Origin of the sequence: Dyella sp. LX-66, from assembly GCF_018599165.1 — a bacterium.
Lineage (GTDB): Bacteria > Pseudomonadota > Gammaproteobacteria > Xanthomonadales > Rhodanobacteraceae > Dyella_D > Dyella_D marensis.
On sequence record NZ_JAHFVJ010000004.1, the window covers coordinates 286,990 to 310,749 of the forward strand.

Annotated in this window: 11 protein-coding genes; 3 read left to right on the forward strand and 8 right to left on the reverse strand. The window is 67.6% G+C overall.

Translation table 11 applies throughout. The annotated features are described in order from the left end of the window. Positions 1-583 precede the first annotated feature (583 nt). Positions 584-4,168: a hypothetical protein gene (locus tag KK141_RS10115; RefSeq protein ID WP_214570520.1), complete on the reverse strand. Its 3,585-nt coding sequence runs from the start codon at positions 4,166-4,168 to the stop codon at positions 584-586. Beyond that, positions 4,165-9,789: a DUF11 domain-containing protein gene (locus tag KK141_RS10120; RefSeq protein WP_214570519.1), complete on the reverse strand. Its 5,625-nt coding sequence runs from the start codon at positions 9,787-9,789 to the stop codon at positions 4,165-4,167. The genes KK141_RS10115 and KK141_RS10120 overlap by 4 nt, the downstream gene beginning before the upstream one ends. A gap of 297 nt (positions 9,790-10,086) precedes the next feature. Here KK141_RS10120 and KK141_RS10125 point away from each other — a divergent pair, with 297 nt between their 5' ends. After that, positions 10,087-10,437: a hypothetical protein gene (locus KK141_RS10125; RefSeq protein ID WP_214570518.1), complete on the forward strand. Its 351-nt coding sequence runs from the start codon at positions 10,087-10,089 to the stop codon at positions 10,435-10,437. Positions 10,438-10,475: 38 nt separating this feature from the next. Here KK141_RS10125 and KK141_RS10130 read toward each other — a convergent pair whose 3' ends face one another. Further along, complete coding sequence (locus tag KK141_RS10130) at positions 10,476-11,252, reverse strand: response regulator (protein ID WP_214570517.1); 777 nt, start codon at positions 11,250-11,252, stop codon at positions 10,476-10,478. A gap of 201 nt (positions 11,253-11,453) precedes the next feature. Here KK141_RS10130 and KK141_RS10135 point away from each other — a divergent pair, with 201 nt between their 5' ends. Beyond that, positions 11,454-12,374 carry a LysR family transcriptional regulator gene (locus tag KK141_RS10135; RefSeq protein ID WP_214570516.1) on the forward strand — a complete coding sequence of 307 codons (921 nt, stop codon included), beginning with the start codon at positions 11,454-11,456 and terminating at the stop codon, positions 12,372-12,374. 179 nt (positions 12,375-12,553) lie between these two features. Here the strand turns inward: KK141_RS10135 and KK141_RS10140 are convergent, their stop codons facing one another. Together KK141_RS10140 and KK141_RS10145 are read right to left on the reverse strand one after the other, a co-directional pair. Continuing rightward, positions 12,554-16,057 carry a two-component regulator propeller domain-containing protein gene (locus tag KK141_RS10140; protein WP_214570515.1) on the reverse strand — a complete coding sequence of 1,168 codons (3,504 nt, stop codon included), beginning with the start codon at positions 16,055-16,057 and terminating at the stop codon, positions 12,554-12,556. Between the two features lie 148 nt (positions 16,058-16,205). Further along, entirely contained in the window at positions 16,206-19,166 is a 2,961-nt protein-coding gene (locus KK141_RS10145; RefSeq protein WP_250901691.1) for a TonB-dependent receptor plug domain-containing protein, read from the reverse strand. Between the two features lie 678 nt (positions 19,167-19,844). On the opposite strand from KK141_RS10145, the gene KK141_RS10150 reads away from it, so the two are divergent. Further along, positions 19,845-20,486: a TMEM175 family protein gene (locus KK141_RS10150; RefSeq protein ID WP_214570513.1), complete on the forward strand. Its 642-nt coding sequence runs from the start codon at positions 19,845-19,847 to the stop codon at positions 20,484-20,486. A gap of 92 nt (positions 20,487-20,578) precedes the next feature. Here KK141_RS10150 and KK141_RS10155 read toward each other — a convergent pair whose 3' ends face one another. The 3 genes from KK141_RS10155 to fdhD form a co-directional block, all read right to left on the reverse strand. Further along, a complete protein-coding gene (locus KK141_RS10155) occupies positions 20,579-21,949 on the reverse strand; it encodes an FAD-containing oxidoreductase (protein ID WP_214570512.1) in 1,371 nt (456 codons plus the stop codon). Positions 21,950-22,022: 73 nt separating this feature from the next. Then, positions 22,023-22,946, reverse strand: coding sequence for a bestrophin family ion channel (locus tag KK141_RS10160; RefSeq protein WP_214570511.1), 924 nt, complete (start codon positions 22,944-22,946; stop codon positions 22,023-22,025). Next, on the reverse strand, positions 22,943-23,755 hold the full coding sequence (gene fdhD, locus KK141_RS10165; RefSeq protein ID WP_214570510.1) for a formate dehydrogenase accessory sulfurtransferase FdhD: 813 nt from the start codon (positions 23,753-23,755) through the stop codon (positions 22,943-22,945). Before fdhD ends, KK141_RS10160 begins: the two co-directional genes overlap by 4 nt. Positions 23,756-23,760: the final 5 nt, after the last annotated feature.

Sequence of the window (23,760 nt, forward strand, 5' to 3'; positions counted from 1 at the left end):
GTTGCGAACCTCGGCTCAGCGCTCCGGCCGGCCCCTCACCCCGACCCTCTCCCCGGAGGGGAGAGGGGGATGGAGGGCGCGGCGACAATCGAACGAAGAGCATGCGGCGTAGCCGCAGCGTTCCGCTTGCGCGCTTTTGCTCCGGCTCTTGATCCACCGGGTCCCCTTGGCGCCGGCGGTGAGGGCTGGACGAAAAGGCCCCGCAGGGGGCGGGGACACGATGTCCCCGCCTTTTTGATCAGGGCATGGATGCCCTGTCAAAAAGCCCGGCCAGCCCTCACGGACCCTCAGCAGCTTTGCTGCTGAGGGCGCCAAGCAGGGTGCCCTCTCTTTTTGGTTACTTTTTCTCTGGGCACGCAGAGAAAAAGTAACTCGCCCCGCGGCAGCGGGGCGAAACACTCGCCAACGGCGAGACACCCAAGCGCCAACGCAACATCAAGCGATACCGCCACTGGATGACAGGTAGCGAGAAACTTGCGGGCTGCGAAAAAAAGACGCCCAGGCGCGCGCGGAGAAGACAGGGACGGACGTCTCCCCCGCCATGCCCCCTCGCGGAGGCACGGCACCTGGGCATCAAGCTCGCTCAGTAGTAGCCGACCACGTTGAGGAACACACCCTTGTAGCGATAGCCCAGCTTGGTCATGTCGTCGTTGAAGTCGGTGAAGTTGTAGCCCAGCCCCATGCGGAAGTGCTTGCTGACGTCGTAGTCCACACTGGCCAGCCAGCCCTTGCGGGTGCCGCCTTCCGAAGCACGCAGCACGCGGTACTCGCCCATCACGCTGAACCCGCCCATCACGTAGCGGCGCGCCTGCCCCGCCAGCATCGTCGCGCGGTTGTCGTACCACGCACCGGTGCCGCGCCCCTCGCGCGCCTCGCCCTCACGGGTGGCCAGCTTCGCCGCGAACTCCCACTGCGTATCCAGCCGGTACACGCCTTCCAGCGAGAACACGCTGGAGCGCTGGTCGTAGTAGCTGTCGGACTCGGTCTGGCCCGGCGATGACAGGTCGTACAGGTAGGTGTACTTGCCCAGCACCGTCCAGCGCACGCTGTTCCACGGACGCCAGGCGAAACCGACATTGGTTTCGTTGAAGCGCGCGTTGTTGCTCGGGTCCACCTTGTCGCTGGTGCGCGACCAGTTGATGCGGCCGGCCACCTGCCACGACTCGTTGATCTTGTAGCTGATCCGGTGCGTGGTCACCCACTGGTCGCGCTGCTCGGCGCCACGGTCGCGGCGGTATTCCAGCTTGCTGGCCCAGCTGGTCGAGGCATCGGTCAAGCCAGCATTGAGGCTGCCCGCATGGCGATTGACGCGCCCTGCCCCGCTGGCCGCATCGAGCTGGCCATCCTGCAGAGTGAAGCCCAGCGTCCAGCCCAGGCTCGGATAGAAATCCATGCCGAAGGTGTGGCCGATGCCGGTATCGGGGCCGGACTTCAACCACTGGCTCTCGTTGTAGAGGTTGGTCTTGTCCGTCACGCGCCAGCGCTGGCCCATGGTCAGGCCGTCCGGTGCCTGCGAGAGCAGGCTGGAATCGTTGTACAGCGCGGTGCTGTCCACCGAGTAGGTGTACGCGCCATACAGCGAGTGGTCCGGGTTGAGGCGATACTCGCCATTCACCTGGGCCGCATTGCCACGCGAACCGCGCGTGACCTCCGCCCCCGCATTGGACAGATCGCCGAACTGGTACTTCGCGCCCACGGTCACCGCATCGTTGGTCGGATACGCGCCGTTGTCGTTGTTCAACGTCACCTGGCCCGTGGCGTACACATCGAGCGAGCTGCCGATGCGCTGCGTATAACCCAGGGCCGCCAAGGTGCCGGTACCGCTGCGCAACTGGTAGGTCTCGGTGACGCGGCGAATCTCCGCAATCAGGTCCGACTTCTCGGCCAGCTGCCAATCCAGCTGCACCTGCCCCTGCTCCAGCGCATCGTTGCCGCGCTTGGCGTAGCTGTAGCGGCCGGACAGGCGCAGGCCATCCTGGATCTGCCCGGCGAACTCCGCGCCGTACTCCTTGACGGCCAGGCCCTGGTCGGCGCGCGCCACCGAATAGCCGGCGTCGACGTCGCGCCACCACGCACCCACCGTCCACTCGCGTGCGCTCCAGCCCAGCTCGCGCAGATCCGCGTGCGCATCCACCGCGGTGGCATTGCCGCCGCGGCTGCCCGATGTCACGGGATTGGTGCGGATAAAGCTCAGGCCGCCGTTGTCCGAGTAGTAGATCGGCGCCACCGCGGCATCGCTGTGCGAGCGCTCCACCTTCAGATAGGTACCGCGCCCCGCCTGCAAGGTGACGTCCGCCCCTTTAAGCGAGTAGTCGTCGCTGGAACGGCCCTCGTCGACATAGGTGCCGCCCACCGCCACGTGCTCGCCGAACCAGTGCTTGGCGCGGATGCCCGCGGTGACGTCGTTGCTGTCGAAGCCGCTGGGCACGTACTCGTAATCGGCCAGCAGGTGATTCTCGTAGCCGCCCTGCGGACGATCGCGGAACAAGGTGCTGACATTGGCCTGGGCGATCTGCGCCAGCGGCCGGGTCAGCAGCAGGCGGCCCTGCATCTCGTTGATGTCGTAGTCGACGCCGCGCACCAGGGTGACCCGCGACACCACGCTGCCGGTGGCCGGATCGCGCACTTCCAGCACGATCTGGTCCGAACCCGGCAGGATGTCGGTGTTGCGCAGGTAGTACAGGCTGCCGCCGGTGCCGAGGAACTCGGTATGGCCCAGCACCGTCTGCGCCTGCGAAGCGAACGCCTTCAGCAGCGTGTTCGGATCGCCCAGCGGCGTGGCCTCGCGGCTGCGCCAGTCGATCGCCGCACCGTAGAGGCTGCGCACGTACTGTGCGTACTGCGTGCCGGTGAAGCCGGTCTGGTAGTTGCCCCACAGCGCCTGGCTCTTGTCCCAGTCCAGGCGCAGGTACAGCTTGCCCTGGGTGTCGATGTCGCGGTACGTGGTCGAGTCGTCGCCGTACACCGGGTAGTACATGTTCGGATCGAGGCGGCGGAACACGTCCTTCGGGTCGGCCTTGAAGAAGCCGTTGAACAGGCTGCCCGTGTTGCGTTCCGTGGTGTCGGCCTGGGCGGTGAACAGATAGCGCCCTTCCAGCTTGCCCTTCATATAGAAGGCCAGGCGCCCCTCGTCGAGGAAACCGTCGCGGTAGCGCGGGTCCACCGTCACCGCCGAGGCGCCGGTGCCGCTGACCGAACTCTTCGATGCGGTGAGATCGGCGATGGCGACCGCGAACAGATAGTTGTCGCGCACGTTCACCGCCAGCGGATAGTGGCTGGCCGATCCGCCCGTGCCGCGCAAGGCGACGTCGAGCGTATGCGCACCCGTCGGCAACAGATACTCGGCGACGAACTTGCGCTGCTGATCCACCGGCACGCTCTGCCCGGCGATGGTCACGGCGTCCTGCTCGGGCACGTTCTGCCCATAGACCCGCACGCGCGAACCGCGGATGGTGATGTTCTGCCGCCGCAGCGCATTGCCGCCGAAGGTGCTGTCGAGCAGCTCGCGATCCTCCAGCTGGCTCGCGCTCATCGAGCGCAACTCGCCGGTGGCGCCCTGCCGGCGCTGTTCCAGCGAGCGCTGCCGGTCTTCCGGCCGCACCAGCTGCAAGCTGCGCGGATAGGTTTCATCCACGCTGCCATCCTCGCCCCAGGCGCGCAGCACGTAGCTGAGCTGCTGGCCCGCCTGCAGCGAAATCCCTGCCGGCAGCTTGCCGTCCCAGTTCGCCTGCACGACCGCGCCGGGGGCGACGTCCACCGTCGCCAGCGGTGCGGTCAGGTTGGTGTCGTCGCTCCGGTAGATGCTGATCTGCATCTTGCGGATGAACGCGTCGTAGTTGCTGTACACCTGGAAGCGCACGGGCTCGGTGACCTGGCCGTGCTCGAACGCGGCCACCGCGCTGCCCTGCACATTGAGCAGGGGCGAGGTCAGCGCCGGGTCTTCGGTGGCCCAGATCAGCCCGCCGTTGGGCAGATCCAGGCTGTAGCGGCCGCGTGCCGCCGGTGCGCTTTGCGCGGTGGTGGTGGCAACGGCAGCGGCGTTGGCCGACTGCGCCTGGGCGGGCATCCAAGCGCCCGCGATGAGCACGCCGAGAATGGCGGCGTCCAGCGTCCTGATATGCATGGTCCGGTTGGCCTTGGTCGGAGAGTGAGAGCGGCGGGCGTTCATGGCTGCCCTCCCGTCTGCTGGTCGCCACGCGTGGCGGCGTGCTCCGGTGGTCCACCCGGCTGGTCGTTCTGCGGCGCCGGCAAGGTCTGCACCGGCAGCTTCACGCCGAAGTCGAAGCGCGCCGGGATGCCCTGGGTGATGCGCTTCACCTGCGGGTTCGGCGTGGTGAAGTCGCTGTCCGGCGGCAGCGTGGCCGCATCGACCTTCATGATGAAGTTGCGGCCGCGCGCCATGTTCGGCACGTCGATGCCTTCCAGGTGGAAGCGGCCGTAGGCGTCGGTCTCGATCAGGTTGCCTTCCACCGTGCCGATGCGCACGCCGGGAATGCCGCGTTCGTCGACGCCGCGGTTGACGATCACATAGTCCACGCGCAGGTTGCCGTCCGCTTCGGTGCTGACACGGCGTTCCACCGTCAACTTCTCGGCGGAGTGGCCGGAGGCCGCATCGCCGCTCAGCGCCGTATCGCTCTGGCCGCCGCTGCGCAGGCGCACCGTGGTGCCTTCCGCGCTGGTCAGCTGGAAGTCGCCGGTGAACTGCGCACTGCGCAGGCGCTGCGAAATCACGATGCGGCGCAGGTCTTCCGGCTGAGCGACCGTATCGCGGCCACGCAGCGAACCCAGGGCGATGCCGTGCAGCAGCGGTGCACTGGCATCCGCTTCCGGCTGCGGGCCCTGCCCGCGATCCACCGTGGTGGAACCGGCGATATACGCGCCCGGGGCGAAGCCGCCCTGCACGCGCAGGCCATCGGCGGTGGCGCTGGCCTGCCAGCCGTCGCCGTTGCGGTCGTCGAACACCGTGCCGAAAGCGCGGCTGTCTTCGAACAGCGGATCGGCGTCGCGCTGCACCTTGGCCTGCGCCACATTGCTGGTGAGCACGCCGTTGAGCAGCATCTGCGCGGTGTTGACGTACTCGCCGCGGGCCGACGCACCGGGGCCGACGCGCATCAGGTACACCACGGTGATGCTCTTGCCGGCGCCGACGTCGATGCCTTCGACACGGATCGGGCTGCTGCCGGCCAGGCGCCCGCCGGAGTTGCCGACATTGAGCGAATCGGCCACCAGGGTGAAGCCCACCGGCGGGGTATCCGCCAGCACTGCCTGGTGCACGTCGGCCTTGCCGGTGTTCTGGATGGTCAGCGTGTAGCGCACCACGTCGCCCACCTTCACCGTCTGCGGCGTGGCCTGCTTGCTTACGTGCAGCAGCGCGTCGTCGCTCACCGCCAGGGTGATCGAGGCCGTGCTGCAGTTGGTACGCAGCAGCGTGTCGCAGATGCGGTAGTTCAGCGTGTAGGTGCCGCGCGCGGTACCGGCCGGCACGATCACGCTGCCGTCCGGGCCGATCGAAGCGCCCTTCAGGCCGCCGTTGTCCACCAGGGTGGTGATCACGCGGCCGGGATCGCCGATGACCGCACCGCCCTGGGTGTCGTTGCCCAGCACCTTGCCGGGCGTGCCGCCGGTGGCGCCGTTGACGGGCGTGGTGCGGTAGTCGTCGTTCACCGCCTGCAGCGGCAGCGAGACCACCGCCACCGTGGCCACGGCGCTCTTGCAGTTGCTCGGGTTGAGCTTCTCGCAGATCTGGTACGTGATGCTGTACGTGCCTGCCGGCGTGCCCGGTGCGACCGAGACCTGGCCGGTGGCGGGATCCAGCTGCACGTTCGGGTTGCTGGCCGGCATCGTCACCGTGAGGTTGACGTTGGCCGGCGTGGCCTTGGCGCCATCGAGCGTGTCGTTGTCCAGCACATTGCCCGCGTTCGGCTTGCCCGCGCCGCCGTCGATGCCCGTATAGCTGTCGTCGGTGGCCACGATCTTGCCGGCGGCGACCGTGACGCTGGCCGTGGCGGAACTGCAGTTGGTCGGATTGAGCTTTTCGCAGATCTGGTAGGTGATGGTGTACGTGCCGGCCGGCGTGCCCGGGGCGACCGAGACATTGCCCGTGGTCGGATCCAATTTGACGTTGGGATTGCTCGGCGGCGTGGTGACCGACACCGTTACCGTCGACGGCGTGACCTTCGTGCCGTTGAGCGTGTCGTTGTCCAGCACGTTGCCGACCGACGGGTTGCCGTTGCCGCCATCGATGCCGGTGTAGTTGTCGCCCGTGGCGACGATCTTGCCGGCGATCACGGTGACGTTCGCCGTCGCGGTGGCGCAGTTGGCCGGGTTGAGCTTCTCGCAGATCTGGTAGCCGATGCTGTACGTGCCGGCCGGCGTGCCCGGCGCGACGGAGACCTGGCCGGTGGCCGGGTCCAGCTTGACGTTCGGGTTGCTGGCCGGCGCCGTCACCGTCAGGTTGACGGTGGTCGGGGTGGCCTTCACGCCGTCGAGCGTGTCGTTGTCCAGCACGTTGCCGGCGTTCGGCTGGCCGACGCCGCCATCGATACCCGTGTAGGCGTCATTGCTGGCGACGATCTTGCCGGCGGCGACGATCACGCTGATCGTGGCGTTGGCGCAGCTCGCGGGGTTGATCTTGTCGCAGATCTGGTAGCCGATGGTGTACGTGCCGGCCGGCGTGCCCGGCGCGACAGAGACATTGCCGGTGGCCGGATCCAGCTTCACGTTCGGGTTGCTGGCCGGCGTGGTCACCGTCACGTTGACGGTGGACGGCGTGGCCTTGGCGCCGTTGAGCGTGTCGTTGTCCAGCGCATTGCCCACCGACGGGTTGCCCGCGCCGGAAACGCCTGAGTAATTGTCGCTGCCCGCGGTGATCGGGCCGGCCACCACCGTGGCGGTGGCGGTTGCGGTAGCGCAGTTGCTCGGGTTGAGCTTTTCGCAGATCTGGTAGCCGATGGTGTAGGTGCCGGCGGGCGTGCCCGGCGCGACAGAAACCTCGCCCGTTGCCGGATCGAGCTTCACGTTGGGATTGCTGGCCGGCGAAGTGACGCTCAGCGTGACTGTCGAAACTGCCGCGGCACTGCCGTTGAGCGTGTCGTTGCCCAGCACGTTGCCGACGTTCGCATTGCCGAGGCTGCTGTTGATGCCGGTATAGCTGTCGTTGTTCGCGGCGATCTTGCCGGCGGCGACGGTGACGCTGACCGTGGTGCTGGCGCAGTTGCTCGGATTGAGCTTTTCGCAGATCTGATAGCCGATGGTGTAGGTGCCAGCCGGCGTGCCCGGCGCGACCGACACTTCGCCCGTCGCCGGGTCGAGCTTCACATTCGGGTTGCTGGCCGGCGTGGTCACCGTCAGGTTGACGGTGGACGGCGTGGTCTTCGCGCCGTTGAGCGTGTCGTTGTCCAACACGTTGCCGGCATTGGCCTGGCCTACGCCGCCGTCGATGCCGGTGTAGGTATCGGGCGTGGCGGCGATCGCGGCCGCACCTACCGTCACGTCGGCTTCGGCGGTGGAGCAATTGGCCGGATGCACGGCGTCGCAGAGGGTGTACGGAATCTTGTAGGTGCCGGCCGGTGTGCCGGGCTTCACGGTGATGGTGCCGTCGCCGTTAAGGGTGAAGCCGCCAGTGGCCGGCGGATTGCTGACGCTGCCCCAGATCAGCGCGACCTGGCCCTTGCTCGTGCCGATCGCCGGACCGGTGACAGTGCCGAACTGGTCGTTGCCGACCACGTTGCCGGTGCTGCCGCCATTGGCGCCGTTGGGCACGTTGTAGCTGTCGTTCTTGGCGGTGATCTGCACGTCGCCGATCGGCGTGTCGGTGGTGCCGGTCGAGGTGACCGGCGAACCGCCGCCCGGCGGCGTGCCGGTGATGGTGGCGACGTTATGCAGCGCCACGCCGGCATCCACGTCGGCCTGAGTCACGGTGTACACGAAGCTGCCGCAGTTGGCGGTCTTGCCCGGATCGATCGAGGTCGGCGAACACGCCAGCGCGGTGCCGCCGGCCATCGGGTCGGACACGGTCAGGCCATTGAGCGTGAGATTGCCGCTGTTGGTGGCGGTGATGGCGTAGCTGATGGTTTCGCCGACGTCCGCCTTGCTGTTGCCGTTGCTGTCGTTGAGCGTGGCGGTCTTGGTCACCTGCAGCGCGGGCGTGCCCTGCACCGTGGTGGTGGCCGTCGAGGTGTTGTCGCCCGTGTTGGCGGTGGGTTCGCCGACGGTGGTGTCGGTGCCCGCCAGCTTCACGTTGGCGGTGTTGCTGAGCGTGCCGACCAGGCTGACCGGCGCGGTGGCGTTGATGGTCACCACCACGCTGCTGTTGGCGGGCAGGCTCTGGATCGCGCCGGTGATGGTGTAGCCGGCCGCGTCGCTGCCGGTGACATTCACGCCGAGCGCGCCGCACACCGCGCCGCTGGTGGCGCTGCCGCAGCTGACGCCGCCGGCGGTGACGCCGGTGACGCCCACCGGCATGGTGTCGGTGAAGATGGCGCCGGTGGCGGTGTGCGTGCCGTTGTTGCCGATCGTGAGCGTATAGCTCAGCGGCTGGCCGGCCTGCACGGTGGCGGGCGCGGTCTTCACCAGCTTGAGGTCCGCGATGCGCGGGATATTGGTGAGCGTGCAATCCACGCGGTCGCCCAGCTGTTGCAGGTCGACCTTGGGCGGGTTGGCAGGATCGAACGTACCGGTGGGCAAGACGGTGGCCGAACCCGGATTGCCATTGGTGCAGACGATGCTGCGGTCGTACTGGTCCAGGGTGGACTTGCTGCCCGGCGCCATCTCCTCCTTCAGCGTCAGCACATTGCCCGGCATGGTCGCCTGGCCGCTGATGTAGGCGTAGTTGCCTACGGCCGCGCCGGTGGTGGAGGTGTTGATGATCTCCTGGCCCTTCACGTTGATCACGCGATAGGTGAACTGGTCGCTGCCGTCCAGGCGGCCGCTGGGCAGCGCCTTGCGCAAGCGCACGCCGCCCCAGCGCACGCCGAAGGCGAAGCCCTGCAGGCTGCTGCTGTTGGTATGCACCTGGCCCATCACGGTGAAGGGCGAGCCGGTGCGCGTGGTCGAGAACACCACCGCGTTGGCGGTGCCGCTTTTGCCGACCATGCGGATGCAGTCGATCATGCCGGCGCAGGCCGAGGCCGGCGTGTTCGGCACGCCCGCACTGCCCGGCGCGCCATAGGTGAGGTTGTTGGCCGCCGATGCGCCCAGCCACTCCACCAGGTTGAACGTGCTGCCGCCGGACACCACGCCGAAGTCGAGATACTCGTTGCTGTTGGTGCTTTCGCCATCGGCGACCACCATCTCGAACGCGTTGGTGCTTTCCACCCCGCTGGGGCCGAACAGATGGATGTCGCGCAAGGCCACCGTGGTGTCGTTGGCGACCGTGCCGCTGTTGGTGTACAGCGCAGCGGTGTTCGGCTTGTAGATCGTGTAGTAGCCGGTGCTGCCGCTGAACTGCGAGCCGGTCCAGCTCGGCGCCTGCACGCCCTTCAGGCCCGTGCTCGAACCTACGTTGCTGACGTCGACCGTAAAGGTCATGGTCGAGCCGTCGGGCAGATTGAACGTCAGCGGCGTCGAGCCATTGGCATTCAAGGTGACGCCGTCGAGCTGCAGCCAGCAGATCTCGTCGACGTGCGCGCCCTTGGAATTGGGGTCGGCCATGCGGCATTCGTTTGCCTGTGCCACCTTCGGCATGGCCATGCCCAGCAGCAGCAACGCCAGCAAGGCGAAGAGCTTCTGGTACAGCGTCGCCCTCGCGCGTTTCCCTGTCCCGCGATAACTACCCGGCAAAGCGGACATATCCGTTCACTCTCATGCTCGTGGCGTCCCGCGTGGCGGAACGGCCTGGTCGGAAAGTGGCGCAGCCGTACCCGCTCCTCCGGTGCGCGGAGAAGTGCATGCAGACGGCAAAAAGCCCCTGGCCGCCGCTGCTGAAAAGCAGGACGGTTGCGCCCTTGTGGCGGCTAGAGATGGGGTGAGGAGGTGTCGGCGGCAGTCCCTGCAGCTGCCATCACGACCTCAGCGCGAAAGCCTTGCTGACGACACCGGTTACCCCCTTTGGCGGCGGCTCCGCGAAGCTACGCGGAGGCCAGGCCAATGTCGGCATTTCCCATCAATGCCGAATCGGTGTCGTCAGCGGCGCGGATCGTAAGCGTGCCGCGGGAAGGCGCGGAAGATGGCGCTGTGGGAACTTGCGTATTGCGCAGCGGGACGCACTGCCGCCGCGCCAAAACTTTGGCACGCCGGGGTTGGCATCGGAATGAAGGGGAAAAGGGCTTTTTCCGCGGGAAAGACGAGGTCGCTGCGGTGAGCGGCGACTTTGCCGAAGCGGCTGCGCCGGGTGGGCGTGGCATGCGGCAAAGCTTGCGGACGGCGCAGGAAAGCGGCGTGCGTCGTACTGAACCGCATTTGTGCAGCCGCTTCAATCGCGTGGTGAGCAAACTGTGAACCAGCTCGCGCAGATGCTTGCGCGAAGCTGGCGCGCGTTATTCGCTGGTCGCCAGCTCGTCGCTGTGCGAGGCCTTGCGGAACTGGGCAGGCGTCACGCCCATGCGTTCGCGAAACGCCGTGATGAAGTTGCAGGAGCTGCGAAAGCCCACGCTTTCGGCGATGTCCTGCAGGCCGAGCGAGGTTTCGGTCAGCAGCTCGCGGCCTTTGCGCAGGCGCTCCTCGCGGATCCAGGCGAACACCGTGGTGCCCATGTGCTGGCGGAAGATCGCCGACAGGCGCTTGTCGTGCGTGCCCACCTTGCGCGCGATCTCTTCCAGCGGCGGCAAGGCCGCCAGCTGTTCGCTGATCAGCCGCACCGCCGCGCGCAGGGTGATCTCGTCGTGCGACAGGAAGCTCTCGGCATCCGCCGGCGCCGCAGCATGCGCGCGCGGCCCCAGCCGCAGGTGGATGCGCACGCGGGCCAGCACCTCGTCGGGATGGCTGGGCTTGAGCACGTAGTCGACGCCGCCGTGAGTCAGGCCTTCGAGGCGTTCTTCCAGCGCACCGGCGGAACTCAGGAAGATCACCGGCACGTGCTGCGTGCGCGGGGCCTCTTTCAGCAGGCGGCAGGTGGCGAAGCCGTCGAGCACCGGCATGCGCACGTCGAGCAGGATCAGGTCCGGCTGCAGCGCCATGGCGCGCTGGAAGCCCTGGCGCCCGTCGGTGGCCAGCGTCACGCGATAGCCCTCGCCCCGCAGCAGCTGCTGCAGGTGGCGGAGTTCTTCCGGCGAATCGTCGATCACCAGGATGTGCGGTGACGCCTGCGCTGGCATGTATCCCCCTGTCGGCGGCCGAGGCCGCTGCCAACCGCCCGTGGCCATCCGGCCGCACGAGCCGGGCGAGTATATAGCGGCTTTCGTTTCATCGTCCCCCCGGGCAAAACGGCGGTCCGCCCAGGCAAAGTCCGGCCGGTTGGCGCGGACCTAAGCTCCCGTCCGTCGCCGCTCCGGCGCTGGCCCGGCCGTATCCGCACCATGCTCCTGACCGACAACCTCAACGACCTCTATCTGCTGACCTGCGTGATCGAGGCCGGCGGTTTCGCCGCAGCGGCCCGGCAGACGGGCATGACGCGCTCACTGCTCAGCCGCCGCATCGTCGGGCTGGAACAGCGGCTCGGCGCGCAGCTGCTGTTGCGCAACGCGCGCCACTTCGCGGTGACGCCGCTGGGCAACGAGGTGTACCGCCATGCCCTGCTGATGTGCGAGTCGGCGGAAGCGGCCATCCATGCGGTGCAGGACGCGGCGGGCAATCCCGGCGGCCGCGTGCGCATCGACGTGCCGGACCTGGCCGGCGACCTGCTGTCGCAGGCGCTGGTGGCGGTGTCCGCGCAACACGAGCGCCTGCATCTCTCGCTGAGCATGAACGGCGGCGTCGAGGCCTTGCTGGCGCAGCGCGTGGACCTGGCCCTGCATATGGACGACAAGATGCCGGACCGCGGCGACATCGTGGCGCACAAGCTCTGCCACGTGCGCATGGTGACCGTGGGCAGCCCGCGCCTGTTCCGCCGCCTGGGTTCGCCGACGCATCCGGACCAGCTGGAAGACCGGCATTGCCTGGGTTATCCAAGCGCCGGCGGTTCGCGCCAATGGGCTTTGCGCGGCGCGCGCGTGCGCAAGCCGGCGGGGCCGCTGAGCACGGGGCATCTGTCCACGCTGCTGGTGGCGGCGCGCGAAGGGGCCGGCGTGGCGCAGCTGCCGCTCTATGCCTGCGCGGATGACTTGAAGGCGAGCCGGCTGCAGCGGGTGTTCGAGGAGTTCGAGCCGGAGCCGACGCCGGTGCATCTGCTGAGCCTGTCGGGGATGGCGCTGACGGCGGCGACGCGCGGGGTGGTGCAGAGCCTGCGCAAGCAGTTGGCGTTGGCGCGGTTGCCGGGTGTGACCACCGGCGAGCACTAGCTTTTGCTCCCTCTCCCCTCCGGGGAGAGGGTTGGGGTGAGGGGCCGGGCGGAGTCGTGAGTGGAAGGCCAAGAAAGCCTAAGAGCTTTTCTTCGCTTCGTAGAAGCGCTGCCGCGAGCACCCGCCCCTCATCTGCCTGCCGGCATCTTCTCCCCGGCGGGGAGAAGAGTTTCAATCTGTCAGGTTTCGCTGTTTACGCCCGACAGCAGGCGATCGACATGCTCCAGCAACAGCTTCCCACTCGCCGGCTTGAGCAACGCATCGTCGAACGCCACGCCATCCTCCATACGCCGCGGCGGCAATGACGAATAGAGCAGCACCGGCAGCGCCGCATATGCGCTTCGCAGTGCGCGCAACAACGCCCACCCATCCATCCCCGGCATGAACTGATCGGTCACCACCAGATCGATGGCCTGCTTCCGCAAGGCCGACAGCGCTTCTTCGCCCGACCCGGCCGGCACGCTCTCGAAGCCGAACCCGTCCAGCAGATCGCACAGCATGTCGCGGCTCTGCGGATGATCGTCCACCACCAGGATGCGCCGCCCCGCGCCGTCGATATCGCCGCCGCCCTCGGCCGACAGCTCCTGATCCAGCTCCGCCTCGTCGGCCAGCGCCACGTCCAGCACGAAGCCGAAGCGGCTGCCGCCGCCGGGCGCGGCGTCGATGTTCAGGCGGCTGCCCATGCGCCCCAGGATCTGCGTGACGATCGCCAGCCCCAGGCCGTAACCGTCGTAATGCGCGGCATTGCCGCCGCGGGCGAACGGCTGCGCCAGGCGCTCGCGTTCGGAAGGCTCGATGCCGATGCCGCTGTCTTCCACCGCCACCTGCAATTGCACCCTGCCCGGCACGGTGGGCGCGGCGGTGACGGTGAGCTGGATATAGCCGTCGTCGGTGAACTTGGCGGCATTGCCGATCAGGTTGGCCAGCACCTGGCGCAGGCGGCGGAAATCCAGCCGGACCAGGGCGGGCAGATCGTCCGCGTAGCGGGTGACGAAGCGGTTGCCGCGCCGCTCCGCCGGCAGCGCCGCCTGCTCGGCTACGCTTTGCAGGAAGGCGTGCAGATAGCCGGGCGCCTCCACCAGTTCCAGGTCGGTGAGCTCGTCGCGCGAGAACTCCAGCAACTCGTCGATCAGGTCCAGCTGCTGCCGCGCGCTGCCTTCGATCAGCGCCGGATAGTCGCGCCGCCGGCTGCCCTGCCGCCATTGCCGCACGCTTTCGATGATGCCCGCCAGCGGCGAACGCAGATCGTGGCTGATGCGCGCCAGCAGCATGCCGCGTGCGCGCATGGCGTTCTGCAGCTGTTCGGTGCGCACCGCCACCGCCTGCTCCAGCCGCTGCGCATGCTTGACCAGCACGCGCACGCGCCAGCGCCAGGCCAGCACGATCGCGGCCAGCAGCAGCAAGGCCGCGGCGGCGAAGGCCGGCGTGCTGCGCCACCACGGCGGATTCAAGGTAAAGCCCAGGCTGATCGGCGCAGACAAGCGCCGCTGGTTTTCGTCGACCGCCTGCAGTTCGAAACGATAGGTACCAGGTGGCAACGCGGCGTAGCGCACCTCGCGCGTCGACGCCTCCACCCAGTCGTTGTCGATATCGGACAGGCGGTAGCGGAACCGCACCGGGCTGCCCGAGCTGTTGCCCAGCACCGCGAAGCGCAACACCAGGGCGCCGCCGACGCCGAAGTCGGCTTCCGCCTGCTTACCCGCCAGCTCGTGCCCGTTGTAGAACGCCGAGACCAGCCAGGGATGCAGCTCGCGCGGCGCCAGCAGCTCTTCCGGCTTCAGCAGATGGGACAGTCCGATCGGCGTGCCGATCCAGACCGAGCCGTCCTCGTCGGCGTGGAAGGCGCCATGGTTGGTTTCGTCCCACAGCAGGCCGTCGCGCGAGGTCAGGCGCGTCCAGCGCTGCGCGTTCAGCACATCCACGCCGTTGTTGCCGCCCACCCACAGGCGGCCGCGGCGATCGGCGCGCAGGAAGTACACGCGCGAATCGGCCAGCAGCGGATCGTCCACCGGCGTGAGCGTCACGCTGTCGGCGTCGCCCGCCGGGCCGCCGAGCAGGCCGGGCTGCAAGGAGCTGAGCCAGAGCTGGCCATCCGGTGTGACGGCCACGTTCTCGTAGCCGCCCAGCGCCTCTTCCGGCGCCACCCTGACGTGCGTCCAGCGGCCGTCGGCAAAACGGAACAGGCCGGCGCGGCAGGCTGCCCACAGGCGTCCCGCGCGATCTTCCGCGAGATCCGAGCACATCGAAGTGGGAATGAGATCCGGCGCCGCGCGCTCCATCCGGCCGGTCGCGCCATCGATCGCATAAAGGCCGCCGAGCGTATAGGCCCAGAAGCGCCCGTGGCTGTCCTGGAACGCGCCGCGCACCAGGAACGGCAAGGTGGCGACCACCGTGGTCTTGCGGCTGTCCGGTTCGTAGCGCAGCACGCGGCCGTCGAACAGGAAGTACCACACCGAGCCGTCCGCGGCCGACAGCACCGTGCGCGTCTGGTGCGGCGGCGCCACCGCGAGCGGCCAGGGTTCGGCATGGTCCTGCCCCGCGCCGATCACGCTGCCGCCCCAGTCGTCGGCCACCCACACCGCACCGGACGGCGCGCGGTTGATCGACCAGATCAGCGAGCCGCTCAGCCCTTGCGCGGACGTCCAGTTCTCCACCGCGTCGCGGCCGCTCCAGTGCAGCAGGCCGCGGCCGTAGGTGCCGATCCACAAGGTGCCGTCCTGGTCGACGATCAGCGCCGACACGCCCACCTTGGGCAGGCCGTCGTCGGTGCCGAACAATTCCCAGCGGTGGCCGTCCCAGCGCGCCAGGCCGGTCGAGCTGCGCGTCAGCACGCGGCCTTCGTGGTCCTGCGCGATATCGATGCTCGATGCCGCCACGTCCGCGCTGTTGCCCGGCATGTCGCGTGCGACGAACTGGTCGCTGCCGGGTGCGAGCATCCGCACCGTGTGGATGCCGCGCACCCACAGGCTGCCGTCGCGAGCGGCGAGGAAACCCAGCCATTTGTCGGCCGGCACGCCGGCATCGGCGCCGTAGCGGCGCAGTTGCCCATTGCGCAGGCTGCACAGCTCGTCGCCGCAACCGAACCAGGTGCTGCCGTTGGCGTGGAAGACCGCGCTGACCTTGTCGAGTCCGGCAAAAGCCTGCCGCTGCGCGTCGCTGAAAGGCGCCGTCACTTTCCAGCGGCTGGCGCCATCGGGACTGAGCAGCAGCAGGCGGTTGGCGCTGACCAGCCACATGCCGCCGGCATCGTCGGCCGCCAAGGTCTGCCCGCGATCGGCCAGCAGCGGCTTGCCGCCGGGGCGCACCCAGCCGAAGCGGCCGTTCTCGCGCAGCTGCAGACCCGCGCGCGAACCGACCCACAGGCGTCCGCGCACGTCCTCGTCGAAGCTGATCACCTCGGAAACCTGGAAGCCCTGCTCCGCGCCGACCTGGCTGAAGGCCATGCCGTCGAAGCGGTACAGGCCCTTCTCCGTGCCCACCCACACGAAGCCTTCGCGGTCCTGGTAGATGCGCACCACCGAGAGGCTGGTCAGGCCGCTGCCCTGGTCGTACAGGGTGAGCGGCAGCTGCGCTGCCTGCGCCGCCAGTTGCCATGCCAGCAGGCAGGCGGCGAACACGAGCAGGCAGGCGCGCCGGACGGCGCGTCGATGCGGGATCAGCGACTCGCCCCTGGTAAGAGTCACGGATAAAGCCTTTGGCGGGTGATGCGGTGAACTAGGCAACGCCGAAAGCCTGGCGCTGCCCGAATGGCCGCGGAGTATAGGGGCAAGGCCGCCGGGGAGACACGGCCAGGCGGCATGGTGTCCTCCGGTGCGACGCTGCGTCCTGTCCTCAGTAGTCGTAGCTCACGCTCACACGCACATAGCGTGGATCTTCCCGATACAAGGCCGTGCCGAACAGCGGATTGGGCGAATACGGCGCCTGCTCGGAGTTGGGCTGCAGGAAGGTCGGCCGCTGCTCGTTGAAGACATTGAACACGTTGGCATTGAAGGCCAGCCGCTTGGCCGCGAACAGCGGGCGATACGTCACGCCCAGATCCAGCTGATGCAACCACGGCAGGCGGCCATGGCTCCCGGGCGGCGACGGCTGGCCATCGCAATAGTGGTAGGCATTGCCGTAGCCCACGGGATCGGTGTGATCCGGCCCGTAATAGCCCAGGCAGATGCGCGGATTGCCCGACTGCACGCTGAGGTTAGCGGACAGCTGCCACTCCTGCGTCAGCTGGTAATAGCCGTAGAGCTTCAGCACGTGGGTGTGGTCGTTGTTCTGCGGCCCGTTGGTGTGCTCCATGATGGCGTAGTTGTCCCAGTCCTCGCTGGCCGAGGCGCCGCCTTGCAGCAGGTCCGAGCGCACCTGGCCCTCGGTATTGCCGTAGCTGCGCGAGAACACGTAGTCGAGCTTGCCGTACCAGGTGCCGTCGAACGGGTGCTCCAGGAAGGTTTCCAGGCTGTAGTAGCGGCGCTTCAGGCGATCGAAGCCCAGCTCCGCATTGCTCATGGGCACGCCGACCAGCTGCCCGCCGGTGGTGACCAGGTTGAAGGTGTTGGCGCGGCCGGGATTGATCAGATAGCAGCTGTTGCTGGAGGCGATGTCGTAGCCCAGCGCCTGCGCCTTGTCCAACACCCGGTTGACGTCGCAGAAGTCGTCGATGGCATTGCGCAGGATGCGCTGGGTCAGCTTGGCGCCGTAGACCCAGGTGGAACCGGCGGCCTTGGTAAAGCCGAGAATGAATTCGTCCTGGTTCTCCGCCTTGATGCTCTGCGCGGTCACCGTGCGCGGGTCGGGCGGAATGCCGAAGGAATTGTTCGCCGACACCGGATTGGACATCACCGTCAACCCGGTGGGCGTGCCATCGGCGGCGATGCCGCCATAGGTGTAGTACTGCTGCGTGCTGACATAGCCGGCCGCCGCGCCGGTGGCCGGATTGAGCGGCATGCTGAGGTAATAGCGGCCGACGTTGCCGTAGACCTTGAAGCTGGAATCGCCATTGACGTCCCAGCTGAAGCCCAGCCGCGGCGCCCACTGCGGCTTGGTCTGGGTGATGAAGGCCGCGCCGCTGGGGTTGTAGTCGGTGAACTGGTCGTTGCGCAGGCCCAGCGACAGCAGCCAGCGGTCGCTGACCTGCCACTTGTCCTCCACGTATTGCGCGCGCTGCATGGAACGCACGCTCACCGCATTGTTGGCGACGTTCTTCTGCACGTAGTAGCCGCCCTGCCCGTTCGGGAAACCCGCCGGCGCCGGCACGCCCAGGCCCGAGACCAGCGGCAGGTTCGGCGTATTGGTATGGCCGTATTGCCAGGTGTAGCCGGGGCCGGCATTGCGGTTGCCCTGGTTCAGCGCTTCCGAGCGCTGGTTGTCGATGCCGATGCTGAGCATGTGGTCGCCCAGGTGATAGCTGAGGTCCAGGCGCGTATTGGTGGTCTTGTTGCCGCGCGCCGGATCGTAGAGCGTGGAGACCGTCTGGTTGTTGCCGCGCGGCGTGCCGCCGTTCAAGGCCGGATTCTGGTTGGTGATGCCGCTGACGTAGGTGAGGTCGCCGTCGTAGCTGCCCGGCACGTCGTAGTCGCGCGTCTTCATCTCGCCGTACATCGCGCTCAGCGTGAGGTTGTCGGTGAGATAGCCGGTGTATTTGGCGACGTAGAGGTCGCCGCCGACCTTGGTGTTGTCGTCGGCGTTGATCAGCGCCCCTTGGCGGCGCGCGGTGTAGTCGTAGTCGTAGACCGCGCCGCTGCCCTTGCGCTTGTCCGAGGCGCCGGTCAACTCGAGGATATGGTTGTCGCTGATGTTCCAGTCCAGCTTGCCGTACCAGCGCGGGCTGTCGTAGCGGTAGGTCTGGTAGGGCTTGCTGTTGTCCACCGCATTGACGTTGGCGCCCTGCTGCCGCTCGAACTCGCCGGCAAGAAAGAAGAACAGCTTGTCCTTGACCAGCGGACCGCCGGCGTAGGCGCTGACCGTGGTGGTCCACAGCTTGTTGCCGCTCTTGGGGTCGTACAGCCGCCCCGCCACCGGCGAGGCCGGCATGCCGTTGGCATAGTAGAGATCGGTGTAGTCGCTGCGCGCGTACGAGGGTTCCCACAACACCTGGGCGCCGAAGTGCCAGGCATTGCTGCCGCGCTTGCCCACCTGGTTGATCACGCCGCCGTCGGAGCGCCCGTACTGCGCGCTGTAGCCGCCGGTGTAGACCTCCTGCTGATCGATCGCGCCGTACGGCAGCGTGATGCCGCCATGCCCGTTGAGCGGGTCGGTGGTGTTGAATCCATTGATGTAATACGCGTTCTCGGTAGCCGCCGAACCGCCGAAGCTCACCAGCGGCTTGCCGGTAGCGGTGGTGAAGTTGGCGCTGTTGCGGTTGACGCCCGGAGCGAGCAGCGCGGCAGCCTCGGCCGAGCGCGCCAGCGGCAGCCTGGCCAGCTGTTCGGCGGTGATCACGGTGCGCGAATCGACGCTGGTGACGTCGATGGCCGGCAGCGCATTGCCCACCACGGTGACGGCGCCGAGATTGGTGGCCTGCTTGCCCGCGCCAACGGCGGCCATGAAGGACACATCGGTACCCGCGCCCACCTGCAGCGCCACCTGGTTGCGCGAGTCCACGGTCTGTCCGTTGCGCCGCAGCGACACCGTATAGGTGCCCAGCGGCAGCTGCGCGGCGACGTAGCGGCCGCGCGCATCGACGCCCACCTCGCGCCGGAAGCCATTGGCGTTCTCGATCAGCACCGTCTCGCCGCCGCTGGCGGCGACCTGGCCGAAGATCGTTCCGGTGGTCGACTGGGCCCGCGCCCCGCCGGAAGCCATCGCGGCGATGGCCAGTGCAAGAGCCAGGGCATGCCTGGAGCGGACGCATCTGGAAAGAGCAGTCGTGGACGGCAGGCGCTGTGTCGCTTCGATCATCGTCATCCCCATCGCTGGCTTGAGCCCATGGACGAGATGAACGTGCCGCACGGCGACACGAAGGCAAGCGAGTGCGCGTAGGAAGCGATGCGCCTGTAGCCCAAGACCGGCCCGGCAATCCCTTACATGGATCGATCTAAATCCCGCCCCCTATAAAACCCGAAGGAGCGGCTCCGTTCGGGTTCGCGGCAAACTTGCATCGCTGTCACTCGATTGTCAACCGTTTCCTGTGCAAGCGATCGGATGTTTAGACGTCCGAATGATAGTGAAGGGTTGCATGCACTTTTTCTTCACGGCGATGCATGTGCACCAACGCCAAACACCACACTCTCGCGCAACCCGCCCCCTCTCCCCTCCGGGGAGAGGGTTGGGGTGAGGGGCCGGTCGGAGCGTTGAGCGGAGGGTCGAAAAAAAACCTAAGAGCTTTTTCTTCACGCTGTAGAAGCGCTCCCGCTAGAGCCACCCCTCATCCGGCTGCCGCCACCTTCCCCCCGGAGGGGCGAAGGATTCACCCTCGCAACACCTTACGATCCCCCCACCCACTAGTGCATCATTACCGCCTCAACCCGGGGGAAGGTCAACGTGGAATCCAATCATCAGCTGCCCGTGCGGGAGCATCACGTGCACCAGCGTCATTTCGACCGCCTGGTGATGCTGTCCGATGGCGTCTTCGCGATCGCGCTCACCTTGTCGGCGGTGGAACTGAAGCCGGAAGAAGCCGCCGGCGCCCACAGCCTGATCGCACAGTGGGCTACCCCGCTGCTGATCTACTTCCTCAGCTTCTTCATCGTCGGCGGCGTCTGGATCCAGCACCGCCGCGTGCTCACCCACCTGCGCCACGTCGATACGCCGATGACCCTGCTCACCCTCGCGGTACTGAGCATGGTGTCGCTGATGCCGGTGGTGATCCGCGTGCTGCTGACTGCCGCCAACGGCGAATCCAGCGAAGGCATGCTGATCTATGCACTGTCCCTGATGGTCAATTACCTGTTCCTGGCCGCGTCCTGGGGCTATGCCTCGTTTATCGGCAAGCTGGCGCCGGACGTGCCCGCGCCGCGCGCCTGGAGCTGGCTGTTGCGCGACCTGTTCGTGGCGGTGCTGTTCGGCGCGGTGGCGCTGTTCAGCGCGCACATGAAGCTGGCGGCGCTGCTGCTGTGCGTGGCCGGCGTCGGCATGCGCTTCGTGTCCCGCAAGCTGGCGCGCCGCGCCGAAGCGGTAGCGTAACGCCCGGCGTAGGTTGGGGTGAAAACCCCAACCATGCGGCAGGCTCCATCGATGCGATGTTGGGGTTCGCCTACGGCTCACCCCAACCTACGCTACTTCAGGCTCTGCAGCGTGGTCGGCAGCAGCTCGGCCACGGTCGGATGGATATGCACCGCCTCCGACACCGTCGTATACGGCGCCCTGGCGTACATCGTATCCAGCAGGCAATGGATGGCCTCGTCGCCGTTGATGCCGAAGATCGCCGCGCCCAGCAGCTGCTTGCTGGCGCCGTCGACCACCACCTTCATGAAACCCGTGGTCTCGCCGCGCTCGACCGCACGCCCCACCCGCGCCATCGGCCGCGAGCCGACCTGCACTTCGCGGCCCGACTTGCGCGCCTCCTGCTCGCTCATGCCGATCCGCGCCAGCGGCGGATCGGTGAACAGGCTATAGGCCTGGATGCGGTCGGAAATGCGCCGCCGGCCCTGCCCCAGTACGGCATCGGCGACGATCTCGTAGTCGTTGTACGAGGTATGGGTGAACGCGCCGTGGCCATTGCAGTCGCCCATCGCCCAGATATGCGGCACGCTGCTGCGGCCGTGGTCGTCGACTTTGATATTGCCGCGCTCGTCCATGGCGACGCCGGCCCGCTCCAGGCCCAGGTCGTCCGTATTCGGCCGGCGGCCGACCGCCAGCAGCAGATGTGTGCCCACCGCCTGTTCGCATAGCTGGTTGCCGCGCGCCTTGATGCGTATGGCGCCGGCCTTGCCCTCCAGCGCGATGCATTCGGCGCCCAGGTGCACGGTGATGCCCTCGCCGCGCAGCATCGCCAGCACCGCATCGGCCACGTCGGCGTCCTCGCGCGGCAGGAAGCGTTCCGAGCGCTCGACGATGGTCACCTTCGAACCGAAACGCCGGAACATCTGCCCGAACTCCAGGCCGATATAGCTGCCGCCGACGATCATCAGATGTTCCGGCAATTCGTGCAGTTCCATCATGCCGGTGTTGGTGAGGAAGGGAACGTCGTGGATGCCCGGGAAGTCCGGCACGCTGGCGCGGCCGCCGACATTGACGAAGAACGACTCCGCCTCGATCAACTCGTCGCCCACGCGCAGGCTGTGCGGCGATTCGAAACGTGCATGCCCGCGCAGCAAGCTGACCTGGGGCATGCCGCTCAACCATTGCTCCACACCGTTGCGCGACTTGCCCGAAATACCCTGGGTGCGTTCCCACACGCGCTGCATGTCGACCTGCGCGGCCGCCTCGGCGCGCACGCCATACTCATGCGCCCGTGCTGCCATATGCGCCACGTAAGCGCTCGCCACCATCGCCTTGGTGGGAATGCAGCCCGTGTTGACGCAGGTGCCGCCCACCAGCTTGCGCTCGATCACCGCCACCCGCTTGCCCGCCCTGCCCAGTTGCTCGGCCAGCGGTGGGCCGGCCTGGCCGGCACCGATCACCACGGCATCGAAGCGCTGATTCATGACAGGTTCCTCGCGGACAAAGCGGCAAGCGGATCATCGCCGGCCGGCATTCAAGGAGCGGTGTACGCGCCTGCTAGGTGAGCACGTAGTCTTCCGGCTGCAGCGGCGGCGGCAGCTCGGTTTCGCCCAGCAGGCTGCGCAGGTTGATCTCCACCGTGCGGCTCAGCGCATCCAGCGGCAGGTCGTTCGGCAGCAGGTCGAACGGGTCCTCGATCTGCTCGCCGATGGCATCCAGGCCGAAGAAGGTATACGCCAGTACGCCCACCGCCACCGGCGTGAGCCAGCCGAAGGGATGGATCAGGCAGAACGGCAGCATGAAGCAATACACGTGCACCGTGCGGTGCAACAGCAGGATGTAGGCAAACGGAATCGGCGTGCCCTTGATCCGTTCGCAACCGCCGAGCACGTGCGACAGCGTGTTGAGTTCCTTGTCCATCGACGCGAGCAGCATGCCGTCGACGCCCGCTGCGCGCGCTTCTTTGGCATAGGCCTCGCCAAGCATGCCGAGAATCGCATTGGGCCGGTTGGGCGCGGCGATGGCGACGGCGCAGATATCGGCCGGAAGCCAGCGGCGCAGGTCCACCTCCGGATCGGTGCCGCGCAGGTGATGGCGCAATGCATGCGTGTAGCCGATCAGCGCATGCACCAGCTGCTGGCGCGTCTGCAGCGGCGCATCCGCCAGGAAGGACAGCGTCTGCCGCGTCAGATTGCGCGTCGCGATCACCAGCTCGCCCCACAGCGAGCGGCCTTCCCACCAACGCTGGTAGGCCACCGTGTTGCGAAAGCCCAGGAAGATCGCCAGCGTCAGCCCCAGCAAGGTAAGCGGCGCCGCGTCCAGCCGGAAATGCAGTGCCACGCCTTTCCAGTCGGCCAGCACCACCACCAGCGACAGCAGCACGGTATAGAGCACGCGCGGCCAGATGATGGGGATGATCGAACCCTTCAGCGCAAACAGCAGGGTGCGCACGGAGTGGCTGTGGGTGGGGCGGATGATCACGGCGCTTGCGCCATGTCGCTCAGGCGTTGCGGATGGCTGTAGACCACGTGGCGCCCGGGCCGTACGAAGCCGGTGAGCGTGAGATGGCAGGACTGCGCCAGCGTCACCGCCAGCGCCGTCGGCGCGGAAATCGCGGCGAGCACGCCGACGCCGAGACTGGCCGCCTTGGTCACCATCTCGTAGCTGGCGCGGCTGGTGACCAGGACGAAGCCGCCGCGCAGATCGATGCCGGCGCGCGTCAAGGCGCCGAGCAGCTTGTCCAGCGCGTTGTGGCGGCCGACGTCCTCGCGCACCAGCAGGATGTCGCCGGCCGGCGATGCCCATGCCGCCGCGTGCACCGCGCCGGTCTGGCTGTTGAGCTGCTGATGCGGCGCCAGTGCTTCCAGCGCGCGCTCCAGCGCATGAGGTTCCAGCAGCGGGCCGTCCGGCACGCGCGCCAGCGGACGCAGCACGTCTTCCAGATGGCGGCTGCCGCACAGGCCGCAACCGCTGCGCCCCGGCAGCAGGCGCGCGGAGTCTTCATCCACGCCTTCCACTTCGCCCGCATCGACGTCCACCACATAGCCTTCGAGCTGCTCGTGGATGGCGACGCCGCGGATATCGCCTGCACGCGCCACGCGCCCTTCGGTCAGCGAGAAGCCATAGGCGAAGTCTTCCAGATCCGCCGGCGTGGCCATCATCACCGCGAAGGATTCGCCGTTGTAGCGCAGCTCCACCGGCGCTTCCTCGGCCAGCCAGTCCTCGCCCTGGCGCAGGTCGTTGCCCTGGCGGACGGTGACGCTGCGGCGCGCGAGTCCGGAGCGCGGCATGGCGG

What these genes read in the sequence shown, in the direction of transcription:
- KK141_RS10115 (WP_214570520.1), bottom strand. Translation starts at nt 4,168, where the DNA reads ATGAACGCCCGCCGCTCTCACTCTCCGACCAAGGCCAACCGGACCATG.
- KK141_RS10120 (WP_214570519.1), bottom strand. Translation starts at nt 9,789, where the DNA reads ATGTCCGCTTTGCCGGGTAGTTATCGCGGGACAGGGAAACGCGCGAGG.
- KK141_RS10125 (WP_214570518.1), top strand. Translation starts at nt 10,087, where the DNA reads ATGTCGGCATTTCCCATCAATGCCGAATCGGTGTCGTCAGCGGCGCGG.
- KK141_RS10130 (WP_214570517.1), bottom strand. Translation starts at nt 11,252, where the DNA reads ATGCCAGCGCAGGCGTCACCGCACATCCTGGTGATCGACGATTCGCCG.
- KK141_RS10135 (WP_214570516.1), top strand. Translation starts at nt 11,454, where the DNA reads ATGCTCCTGACCGACAACCTCAACGACCTCTATCTGCTGACCTGCGTG.
- KK141_RS10145 (WP_250901691.1), bottom strand. Translation starts at nt 19,166, where the DNA reads ATGGCTTCCGGCGGGGCGCGGGCCCAGTCGACCACCGGAACGATCTTC.
- KK141_RS10155 (WP_214570512.1), bottom strand. Translation starts at nt 21,949, where the DNA reads ATGAATCAGCGCTTCGATGCCGTGGTGATCGGTGCCGGCCAGGCCGGC.
- fdhD (WP_214570510.1), bottom strand. Translation starts at nt 23,755, where the DNA reads ATGCCGCGCTCCGGACTCGCGCGCCGCAGCGTCACCGTCCGCCAGGGC.